Raw genomic sequence first — 10,345 nt, 5'->3', positions numbered from 1 at the left:
GCCCCCACCCACCCACAAGTCACAAGCGCCGTATTTCCATATACCCCGCGGGGTATACTGCGCAGCGATGATCCCCCCGATTCGGCGACGCACGCCGGGAAGGAGCGGCGAGGTGCAAGTCGAGCCCGAGACCGTTTCCGACGTGACCAAGCGGCTGCGGCGCGCCGAGGGCCAGATCCGCGGCGTCATCGCGATGCTGGAGTCCGGGCGGGACTGCTCGGAGATCGTGACCCAGCTCGCCGCCGTGTCCCGGGCGCTGGACCGGGCCGGGTTCAAGGTGATCGCCGGTGGATTGCAGCAGTGCCTGGAGACCGCGGACGCCGGGGAGCGCGCGGCCAACGTGGCGCAGATGGAGAAGCTGTTCCTGTCGCTGGCTTGAGCGCTGCGCACGGGCCGCAAGAGATTGACCGTCGGGGAAACGACCATCGCGCGGAGCCGCCGATCCCCGTAGGCTCAGTGCGTGACCGAGCCAGGACGGGTGATCGGGGGACGCTACCGACTGGTGGATCGGTTGGGTTCCGGAGCGTTCGGACAAGTGTGGCGCGCCTACGACATGCACCTCGGGGTGGACGTCGCGGTGAAGCAGGTCCTGCTGCCGATGGAGGGCAAGGGACCGCAGGCCGCCGAACGCGTCGCGCGCGCCGCCCGCGAGGCGCGCAACACCGCGCGGTTACGCGACTGCCCCAACATCGTGACCGTGCACGACGTCCACATCGAGAACGGCGCGCCGTGGATCGTCATGCAGCTGGTGAAGGGCGAGAGCCTGGCCGAGCGCGTGGCGCACCGCGGCCCGCTCACCGAGAACGACGCCGTGGCCCTGGCCCGCGACCTGTTGCGCGCGCTGGCCGCCGCGCACGCCGCCGGGATCGTGCACCGGGACGTGAAGCCGGGCAACGTCCTGCTGGCCTCCGACGGCACCGCGCTGCTCGCGGACTTCGGCATCGCCGTCCGCTTCGACGACCAGCGCGTCACGCGGACCGGCACCTTCATCGGCTCGCCCGGCTACGTCGCGCCCGAGCGCGTGATCTCCCAGGACGCCGGCGCGATCGGCGACCTGTTCTCCCTCGGGGCCACGCTTTACGAGGCCGTGGAAGGCGTTCCGGCGTTCCGCGCCGACATCATCGGCTCCGTGGTGGCCGGGCAGCCGGCGCCGCTGCGCCGGGGCGGCCGGCTGACCGCGCTGATCACCCGGCTGCTGGACAAGGACCCCTCGACCCGGCCGGACGTGGCCGCGGCGCTCGCGCTGGTCGGCGACTGGACGCCGCCGCCGACCGTCCAGTCCTCCGGACTGCTGCCCTCGCTCACCCAGGACGTGCAGCTCGGCGTGGAGTGGGTCGAGCACTTCGCGTTCGTCAACGAGCGCCTGCGCAACGACGACGTCGCGGCCAGCCGCGGCGCGCGCACGGCCAACGCGTCGGAGGCGATCCGCAGCATCCGCACCGAGATCGGCGTCAACCAGAACGAGTTCCTGGCGGCCGGCCGACGCGAGGTGCACGCCGTCGTCCGGGTCAGGACCGCGGACTCCGGGACCGGGGCCCCGACGCACGCCGCCGCCGCGGCTGCCGCGCGGCGTGCCGATCGCAGCTACTCCTCGAAGCCGGCGGCGGTGGCCAGTGCCGACGGACCGCCGGCAGTGGTCTTCATCGCCGACTGCTCGCGCTCGCTGGCCGAGCCGGGGCGGTTGGCGGGCGTCAAGGCCGCTTTGCGCGCCGGGATCGACGAGCTGCCCGACGGCGCGCGGTTCGCGGTGATCGCCGGACGCGCCGACAGCCAGGCCGTCTACCCCGAGGACGGCGGCACCGAGGCGGTGACCGCGGTCTCGCGCGCGGCGGCGAAGGCCGCGGTGGACCGACTCACGGCGTACGGAGGGCGCGAGATCGGGCTCTGGCTCAGCCGCGCGGCCCGCATGTTCGCGCTCGGGTCCGGGCCGGTGCGGCACGCGATCCTCATCGTCAACGGCCGGGACGAGGGCCTGCATCCGTCGCGGCTGGCGATGACCGCGCGCGCCTGCACCGGGCTGTTCACGGCCGACTGCCTGGGATTGGGCGACGACTGGGACGTCCACGAGATGCGCCTGGTCTCCGAGCAACTGTCCGGCACGATGGCGTTGGTCGCCGAGCCCGAGGCACTGCCCTCGGCGGTGCGCGACGCGACGGTCGGGGCGGCGGCGAAGCGGGTCGCAGACGTCGAACTCAGCCTGTGGACGCCGAGCGGAGCGGTGATCCGCTACGTGAAGCAGGTCGATCCGGTGCTGCGCGACCTGACCGACAACCGGATCCCCGGCGACGCGGTCCGCACGGTCGGCTTCCCGACCGGGGCGTGGGGCGAGGAGACGCGGGAGTTCCACATCTGCGTCGAGGTCGCGCCCGGCGAACTCGGACAGGAGAAGCTGGCGGCGCGCGTGCAGCTCACGGCGCGCGGGCCGGAGGCCGTGGAGGTGCTCGGCGAGGGCAAGATCCGCGCGGTGTGGGTCGACGACGAGACGCTGGTGATGCGCGTCGTGTCGAAGGTCGGCCCCTACAGCGGGCAGTCGGGGCAGTCCGGGCAGCAGGCCGAGGCCGATCTGTGGGTGGACCCCGAGATCGGCGACCTGGAGCGCGAGCTCGCGGGCCTGGCCGACGATTTGTCGCAGGCCGAGGCCGAACTCGCGGAGGTCCGCAACCTGCTCGCGGTGTTCGGCCGCGCGCACGCGCGCATGTTCGCGCCGCTGCTGGCCGAACTCGACGAGATCGAGGCCCGCATCGCCGAGGTGCACGCGGCGCGCAGCGGCCGCGCGGACGACCAGCGCGACGCGGAGACGGCGCGCGAGCGCGCGCAGCAGTCGGCCCGCCAGGCGGACGAGGAGAAGGTCCGCGCCACCCGCGCCGACCCCCCGCGCCCGGCCCCGACCGGCGAGGCCAAGCGCATGTACCGCAAACTAGCCCGGCGCTGCCACCCCGACCTGGCCGACGACGAGGCGGACCGGCAGCGCCGCGAGGTCTTCATGGCACGCGTGAACGACGCCTACACTCGCGGCGACATCGGCCTGCTGGCGCAGCTGTCGCGCGAGTGGGACGCGGAGGGCCCGGAGGGCACCACCGCGCCGCCGAAGGACCCCGGCGAGCGCAGGAAGCTGAAGGAGCACCTGCTGCAGGCGCTGTCCTCGGTGCACAACCGCCTGGACCGCATCCGCGACGAGCTGGTATCGGCCCGCGAGTCGGAGCTCGGCCGGATCGTGTTCGCGCCGGGCCAGGACGCCGGGATGCCGGCCGCGATGCGGCGGCTGGACTCGATGGCGGACAAGCTGAAGGCGCTCGTCGATGAGCGGCGGCGGGTGCTGGACGGGTTGCTGGACAGCGCCGGGGTGGGGGACGACGCCGGGCGGTAGGCGGCCGGCGGGAACGCCGAGCATGGCGACTCATGGCGAACTGGTCTGCCGGGTATCGCCTGACCCCTGACCGCGATTAGCGATCTCTTTTATCAGGAAGCAGAGACGGTGGGTATGATCCGCGCCAAGCGATCAACACCGCCGAGGGGCCGGGTCCGGCCGGGATGGGGAGGCGACATGTCTGACGAGGCGAAGTGGACGACGCCCGAAGTGGACACCGAAGTCGCCACTCCGGCGCGCATGTACGACTACTACTTGGGCGGCAAGGACAACTTCGCGGCCGACCGCGAGGCCGCCGAGAAGGTCCTGAAGAACATGCCGAAGGTGCGGGCCTTCGCGCGCGCCAACCGGGCCTTCCTCGGGCGCGCGGTGCGGGGGATCGCGGCGGAGGGGGTTTCGCAGTTCCTTGACGTCGGCATCGGGCTGCCGGGGCCCGGCGGGACGGTCGCGTCCGCACTGGCGGCCCGGCCGGACGCTCGCATCGTCGGCGTCGACAACGACCCGATCGTGCTGGCCCACGCGCGCGCCCGGCCGGTGGACGCCGGGATCGGGGCGGCCACGATCGTCAAGGGCGATCTGCGCGATCCGGCCGCGATTCTGGCCGATCCGCAGGTGCGCGGGGTGCTCGACTTCGAGCAGCCGATCGGCGTGCTGCTGATCGCGGTGCTGCACTTCGTGGGCGACGACGAGGACCCGTACGGCGTCGTCAGCACCCTGATGGACGCGGTCCCGGCGGGCAGCTTCCTGGCCCTGACGCACGTGACCGGCGACTTCGACCAGGAGCGCCTGGCGGTGTCGGCGCAGGCGTACGAGAAGTCGACGGCGAAGCTGACCGTCCGCAGCGCCAAGGAGACCGCGGCGTTCTTCGACGGCCTGGACCTGCTCGACCCCGGCGTGGTGCTGCTGCCCCGGTGGCGGCCGGACGGTCCGGTGCCCAGGGACGCCGACGACATCTGGATGTATGGGGCGCTCGGGCGCAAGAAGTAGGGACGAAGTAGAGGAGAAGGCGGGGGAGCGGTCTCCAGCCGGTTGCCTGCGGGCTCCGCGGTGACCAAGGTGGGAGTCGTCCATCTCGGAACGGAGCCTGCATGACCCAGCTCACCCGACCAACCACGGCCGACCTGCTGCGCGGGCTGGAGGATGTCCTCCCGGGACTGCGCGACCTCTACAAGGACCTCCATGAGCATCCCGAGCTCTCCTTCCAGGAGGTTCGCACCGCGGGCATCGTCGCTGAGCGGCTGCGCGCGGCGGGGTGGGACGTCACCGAAGGTCTCGGTGGCACAGAGAAGATCGCCGGTACCGGTGTTGTGGGCGTGCTCCACGGTGGCCTGAATGATGGCCTGAACGGCGCAACAGAACCGCCCGTCATCCTCCTGCGCGCCGACATGGACGCCCTCCCGGTCCGCGAGGAGACCGGCCTCTCCTACGCCTCCACCGTCACCGCCACCGACCTCGACGGCACCGAGGTCCCCGTGATGCACGCCTGCGGCCACGACGTCCACGTCGCCTGCCTGCTCGGCGCCACCGACCTGCTGGCCGCCAACCGCGCGTCCTGGGCCGGCACCGTGGTGGCCGTCTTCCAGCCGGCCGAGGAGCGCGGCGGCGCGCCGAAGATGATCGAGGACGGCTTCCCCGACCGCTTCCCGCGCCCCGAGGTCTGCCTGGGCCAGCACGTCGGCCCGGCGCCGGCCGGGCTGGTCGGCACCCGCCCCGGCGTGGTCATGAGCTCCTGCGACACGCTGCGCGTGAGGATCTTCGGCCGCGGCGGGCACGGCTCGATGCCCGAGGCCACCATCGACCCGGTGGTCATCGCTGCCGCGATCGTCATGCGGTTGCAGACGATCGTGTCCCGCGAGATCGCCGCGAGCCGGTCGGCCGTGGTGACCGTCGGTTCCATCCACGCGGGCAGCCGGGGCAACGTCATCCCGGACGACGCCGAACTCGCCATCACCGTCCGCACCACCGCGCCGGCGGTGCGGGACAAGGTGCTGGCCGCGATCACGCGCGTGGTGAACGCCGAGGCCGCCGCCTCCGGGGCGGAGCGGCTGCCGGAGATCACGCCGCTGGACGAGCTGCCGCTGCTGGTGAACGACCAGGCGGCGACCGACGTCGTGCTGGACGCGTTCCGCGATCTGCTGGGCGCGGACCGGGTGTTCGTGCTGCCGAGCACGCTGACCGGCAGCGAGGACTTCGGACACTTCGGCGCCACGCTCGGCGTCCCGTCCGTGTTCTGGCACTTCGGCGGCCTGGACCTCGCCGACTTCACCGAGCAGGACATCCTGTCCCTGTTGGAGGACGGTGTTCCGGCCACGCTGCCCAGCAACCACTCGCCGAAGTTCGCCCCGGCGGTCGACCCGACGCTGGAGGTCGGGGTGCGGCTGATGATCGCCGCCGCGGGCGCGTGGCTCGCGGGCACGTCGGCGGGAGAATAGGCGTTGGGCCTGTTAGGCCTGTGGAACGGGGCTTTCTGGAAGGGAGCGCTGCATGGGTGTCGGTGGGTGGCTGCGCAAGAGCACGGACCGGTTCCTGAGCCGGTTCGAGGATCCGCTGGAGCAGTTCGAACTCGCCCGGCGGCGGCAGCTGGATCTGTTGGGCGATCTGGAGCACCGGCTGCTGCTGGTGCAGCCAGGCTCCCTGGAGGAGGCGAACCTGCTGAAGGCCAAGTCCGATCTGGAGGGGCGGATCTCGGAGTTCCAGGGCATCATCGCGCGGTTGAAGGCTTCGCAGTCCGCCGGGGCCTCCGCTTCGGCCGCGGACCGGCTGGAGGAGGAGATGGCGCGGTTGGCCGAGGACGCGAGGCGCTGGGGCTGAGTGCCGACTGGGGAAAGCCACTGCCCCTTGAAAACAGGCGGCCCCTCAATGCAGCCGATCTTTGAAACCGCCGGCCTCCGGACCCGGCCAGCCCTTGAGCACCGCCGACCCCGGAACACAGGGGTAAAGCTGGGGTTGATGGAAATGCCGTCAAAGGCCTGAGGTGTTAGGTTTCCCCTCATGCAGGCATCAGCGCAAATCGGCGTCACCGGACTCGCCGTCATGGGCCGCAACCTGGCGCGGAACTTCGCCCGGCACGGCTACACCGTCGCCCTCCACAACCGCACGGCCGCTCGTACCCACGCCCTCGTCGAGGAGTTCGGGAGCGAGGGGACGTTCGTCCCGACCGAGACCGCCGAGGAGTTCGTCGCGGCGCTCGAGAAACCCCGGCGCCTGATGATCATGGTGAAGGCCGGGGACGCCACCGACGCCGTGATCGACGAGTTCGCCCCGCTGCTGGAGCCCGGCGACATGATCATCGACGGCGGCAACGCGCACTTCCTGGACACCCGGCGCCGGGAGCAGGCGCTGCGCGAGCAGGGCATCCACTTCGTCGGCTCCGGCGTCTCCGGCGGCGAGGAGGGCGCGCTGCACGGCCCCTCGGTCATGCCCGGCGGCTCCGCGGAGTCCTACGCCGTGCTCGGGCCGATGCTGGAGGCGATCAGCGCCAAGGTCGACGGCGAGCCGTGCTGCACGCACATCGGCACCGACGGCGCCGGGCACTTCGTGAAGATGGTGCACAACGGCATCGAGTACGCAGACATGCAGCTCATCGCCGAGGCCTACGACCTGCTGCGGCACGTCGCGGACTACACCCCGGCGCAGATCGCGGACGTGTTCCGGGTCTGGAACAAGGGCCGGCTGAACTCCTACCTGATCGAGATCACGGCCGAGATCCTGGCGCACACCGACGCCGGGACCGACAAGCCGTTCGTGGACATCGTGCTGGACGCCGCCGAGCAGAAGGGCACCGGCCGCTGGACCGTGCAGACCGCGCTGGACCTCGGCTCGCCGGTGACCGCGATCGCGCAGGCCACGTTCGCCCGCGTGGCCTCCAGCCGGACCGCGCTGCGCGAGGCGTACCGGACGCTGCCCGGCGGCACCGAGCACCCGCTGCGGCCGCACGAGGCCGAGCGCTACGTCGCCACCGTCGAGCACGCGCTCTACGCGTCCAAGGTCATCGCCTACGACCAGGGCTGGACCATGATCAAGGACGCCGCCGAGGAGTTCGGCTGGGACATCGACCTGGGGAGCGTCGCGGCGATCTGGCGCGGCGGCTGCATCATCCGCGCGGCGTTCCTGGACCGGATCCGGGCCGCCTACAACACCGACGCGTCGCTGCCCAGCCTGCTGTCCGAGCCGGAGTTCGCCGACGAGATCTCCAAGGCCCAGGTGCCGTGGCGCGAGGTCATCGCCGCGGCGACGCGGCGGGGGATCCCGGTCCCGGCGTTCTCGGCGGCGCTGGCGTACTACGACACGCTGCGTGCCGAGCGGCTGCCGGCCGCCCTGATCCAGGGGCAGCGGGACTTCTTCGGGGCGCACACGTACCACCGGACCGACCGCAAGGGCGCGTTCCACACCCTGTGGGCGGAGCCGGGGCGGCCCGAGGTCGAGGCCTGATTCGTTCTCGGTACAGCGTTACAGCGTTACAGCGTTACAGCATGACGGCGTGGGGTGAGCTCCGGCTCGCCTCACGCCGTTTCACGTTGATATACGTTGTCTTACGCCGTTTCCGGCCAGTTCCGCAGGGCCAGGTCCAGCGCGTCGAACGCGGCGTTCCAGGAGGCGTCGGCGGTGCGCGGGTTGTGCTGGTAGGAGCCGGCCGCCTCCAGCGTGACGAAGCCCAGGATCGTGGCGCCGAGCAGCCGGACGGCGTCGGTCTCGGCGGGTTCGCCCAGGGCGTAGCCCCGGAGCAGGGCACGGGTCAGGTCGGAGTGCCGGCGCGCGGCGTCGGCGGCGGGGGAGTCGAGGGGCAGGGGCATCCGCGCGGCGGCGAACCGGCCGGGGCACTCCTTGGCGTAGTCGCGGTAGGCGGCGGCGAAGGCCAGCAGCGCCTCGCGCCCCGAACGGCCCGCCAGCGCCTCGGAGAGCCGGTCGGCCAGTTCGCCCAGAGCCCGGCCCGCGACCCGGACCCGCAGGTCGTTGGCGTTGCGGATGTGCGAGTACAGGCTCGGTTCGCGCACCCCGAACCGGCGCGCCACGACCCCGATGGTGACGTTCTCGAAGCCGATCTCGTCGGCCAGCTCGGCGGCCGCGGTCACGAGGACGTCGGGGGACAGTCCGGCGCGCGCCATCGATCTCCTTCGTTGGTTAATGATTTGCCTAACCCACTTAGGCAACCTTACCGTACCGGACATGGAACCGATCACCGAGCGCGAGATCCGCACCAGCTTCGTCAACTGCTCCAAGGGCGAGGCCCAGCGGCTCGGGCTGCCCACCGACTTCGCCGACAAGCCGTGGGCCGACCTGGACTTCCTGGGCTGGCGCGATCCCGGCGCCCCGGAGCGCGCCTACCTGGTTGTCCACCACGAGGGCCGCACGGTCGGCATCTCCCTGCGCGCCTCCGGCGGCTCGGCACGCGGCTTCGGCGCCCGCAGCATGTGCTCGATCTGCCTGACCACCCGCACCGGCGGCGGCGTCGTGCTGATGACCGCGCGGCGGACCGGCGAGTCCGGCCGCAACGGGAACTCGGTCGGCCAGTATCTGTGCTCTGATCTCCAGTGTTCGCTGTTCCTGCGGGGGATCAAGGGCTCGGCGAACGGGCACGACCTCGATGAGTCGGTGGACCTGGAGGGCCGGCTCGCCCGCGCGGATGCGAACCTGCACCAGTTCTTGAAGCGGATCTTCACGGAGTAGAGGCGTGTGGCGGACCGACTTCCGGGGCGCGCGGCCGGTCAGATCATCGCCTCGATCAGCCGTCGGCTGACGATCAGCGCTTCGTAGAGTCCCTGTTCCGGCGAGGTGCCGGAGGCCTGGTGCAGGACGACGCCGAGGACGAGGTGGTCCTCGCCGTTCAGGGTGCGGTGCGCGGCCCACATCAGGGCGCCGCCGGCCGGGGTGCTGGAGCCGGTCTTGCCGCCGATCACGCCGTCGGAGCCGAGGAGGGAGTCGGTGTTGGGCAGGAGCGTCGGGTCGTTCGGGACCTGGGTCGTGGGCTCGCCGGTCAGGGCGAGCAGGGTGGGGTCGGTCAGCGCGCTCTCGGCGAGCAGCAGCTGGTCGGCCGCGGTGCTGCGGGTCGTGGCGTCCAGGCCGCTGGGGTCGGTGTACGTGGTGTTCTTCATGTCCAGCTCGGCCGCCGCGTTGTTCATCCGGTCCACGAAGGCCGTCTGGTCGCCGGCGTCCCAGCGCGCCAGCAGCCGGGCGACGTTGTTCGCGGACGGGACGAGCATCAGCTCCAGCAGCGTCCGCTCGCTGAGCCGCTGGCCGGCGCGCACCGGGGCCGAGCTCTCGTCGCGCGAGTAGGACTCGGTCTCGGCCTGCTGGTCGACGGTGATGTCCGGTCCGTTCTGGCCGTCGGTCAGCGGATGGTCCCTGAGGATGACGTAGGCGGTCATCACCTTGGCCACACTCGCGATCGGCACCGGGGTCTGGCCCCCGCAGGTGCCGAGGTTCCCGACGCCCTGCGCCCACAGCGCGCTCTGGCCGTCCTGCGGCCACGGGAGGGAGATGGCCAGGGCGCGGTAGGCCGGGTCGACGATCTTGAGGTCGGGCTCCGGCGGGGAGCCGCCCCGGGTGGCGTAGATGGCCGCGACCGCTCCGCCGCCGAGGGCCAGTGCGGTGCCGACGGCGATGAGGGTGGTGCGAAGACGCAGACGGAGGCGCCGCCAGCGCCGGGGCGTCTCGGTGGGCGCTGACGGCTTCGGCGCTGCTGGCTTCCCGGCCGACTTCTCAGCGCGCTCAGCGGGCTGCTCTGCCGATTTCTCAACGGGCCTCGTAGCGGGCTTCTCAGCCGACTTCTCAGTGGGCTTCACTGCGGGCTTCTCTGTGGGCTCCGCAGCGCGCTGCGCGGGCGGCTTCTCTAATCGGCCAGGCGCAGCCTCGGATCCCGGCGCCGGCTCCACCGCTGGCGCCGCCGCCTCGGACCGCTCGGACTCCGGCTCGGTCGCCGGGATCTCAGAGCGCTCCGATGCCGCCTGCTCTTCCAGTTCTGGATTGGGCACCCATCGA

Annotated in this window: 9 protein-coding genes; 7 read left to right on the top strand and 2 right to left on the bottom strand. The window is 71.9% G+C overall.

Features of this window, described 5'->3' with window-relative positions; translation table 11 throughout:
• The first annotated feature begins 112 nt into the window (after positions 1–112).
• The 6 genes from GWK61_RS29930 (at position 113) to gnd (ending at position 7,798) form a co-directional block, all read left to right on the top strand.
• Positions 113–379: a metal-sensitive transcriptional regulator gene (locus GWK61_RS29930; RefSeq protein ID WP_194914314.1), complete on the top strand. Its 267-nt coding sequence runs from the start codon at positions 113–115 to the stop codon at positions 377–379.
• Between the two features lie 81 nt (positions 380–460).
• Complete coding sequence (locus GWK61_RS29925) at positions 461–3,367, top strand: protein kinase domain-containing protein (RefSeq protein ID WP_194914309.1); 2,907 nt, start codon at positions 461–463, stop codon at positions 3,365–3,367.
• A gap of 177 nt (positions 3,368–3,544) precedes the next feature.
• Positions 3,545–4,354, top strand: a complete 810-nt coding sequence (locus tag GWK61_RS29920) for an SAM-dependent methyltransferase (protein WP_194914299.1) — start codon at positions 3,545–3,547, stop codon at positions 4,352–4,354.
• 101 nt (positions 4,355–4,455) lie between these two features.
• On the top strand, positions 4,456–5,799 hold the full coding sequence (locus GWK61_RS29915; RefSeq protein WP_194914287.1) for an amidohydrolase: 1,344 nt from the start codon (positions 4,456–4,458) through the stop codon (positions 5,797–5,799).
• A 52-nt stretch (positions 5,800–5,851) separates the two neighbouring features.
• Entirely contained in the window at positions 5,852–6,178 is a 327-nt protein-coding gene (locus GWK61_RS29910) for a hypothetical protein (RefSeq protein ID WP_194914285.1), read from the top strand.
• A 180-nt stretch (positions 6,179–6,358) separates the two neighbouring features.
• Positions 6,359–7,798, top strand: coding sequence for an NADP-dependent phosphogluconate dehydrogenase (gene gnd / locus GWK61_RS29905; RefSeq protein WP_194914280.1), 1,440 nt, complete (start codon positions 6,359–6,361; stop codon positions 7,796–7,798).
• Positions 7,799–7,899: 101 nt separating this feature from the next.
• Here gnd and GWK61_RS29900 read toward each other — a convergent pair whose 3' ends face one another.
• On the bottom strand, positions 7,900–8,472 hold the full coding sequence (locus tag GWK61_RS29900; protein WP_194914269.1) for a TetR/AcrR family transcriptional regulator: 573 nt from the start codon (positions 8,470–8,472) through the stop codon (positions 7,900–7,902).
• 61 nt (positions 8,473–8,533) lie between these two features.
• Here GWK61_RS29900 and GWK61_RS29895 point away from each other — a divergent pair, with 61 nt between their 5' ends.
• Entirely contained in the window at positions 8,534–9,034 is a 501-nt protein-coding gene (locus GWK61_RS29895) for an FBP domain-containing protein (protein ID WP_194914266.1), read from the top strand.
• A gap of 38 nt (positions 9,035–9,072) precedes the next feature.
• Here GWK61_RS29895 and GWK61_RS29890 read toward each other — a convergent pair whose 3' ends face one another.
• On the bottom strand, positions 9,073–10,338 hold the full coding sequence (locus GWK61_RS29890) for a D-alanyl-D-alanine carboxypeptidase family protein (protein WP_323747819.1): 1,266 nt from the start codon (positions 10,336–10,338) through the stop codon (positions 9,073–9,075).
• Positions 10,339–10,345 lie beyond the last annotated feature (7 nt).

It is taken from the genome of Catenulispora rubra, assembly GCF_015356825.1.
GTDB classification, from domain to species: domain Bacteria; phylum Actinomycetota; class Actinomycetes; order Streptomycetales; family Catenulisporaceae; genus Catenulispora; species Catenulispora rubra.
This window is presented reverse-complemented; position numbering and strand designations above follow the sequence as displayed.

Bases quoted from the DNA above. Each gene is read 5' to 3' on its own strand.
- GWK61_RS29920 (WP_194914299.1), top strand. From the start codon at position 3,545: ATGTCTGACGAGGCGAAGTGGACGACGCCCGAAGTGGACACCGAAGTC.
- gnd (WP_194914280.1), top strand. From the start codon at position 6,359: ATGCAGGCATCAGCGCAAATCGGCGTCACCGGACTCGCCGTCATGGGC.
- GWK61_RS29915 (WP_194914287.1), top strand. From the start codon at position 4,456: ATGACCCAGCTCACCCGACCAACCACGGCCGACCTGCTGCGCGGGCTG.
- GWK61_RS29900 (WP_194914269.1), bottom strand. From the start codon at position 8,472: ATGGCGCGCGCCGGACTGTCCCCCGACGTCCTCGTGACCGCGGCCGCC.
- GWK61_RS29910 (WP_194914285.1), top strand. From the start codon at position 5,852: ATGGGTGTCGGTGGGTGGCTGCGCAAGAGCACGGACCGGTTCCTGAGC.
- GWK61_RS29895 (WP_194914266.1), top strand. From the start codon at position 8,534: ATGGAACCGATCACCGAGCGCGAGATCCGCACCAGCTTCGTCAACTGC.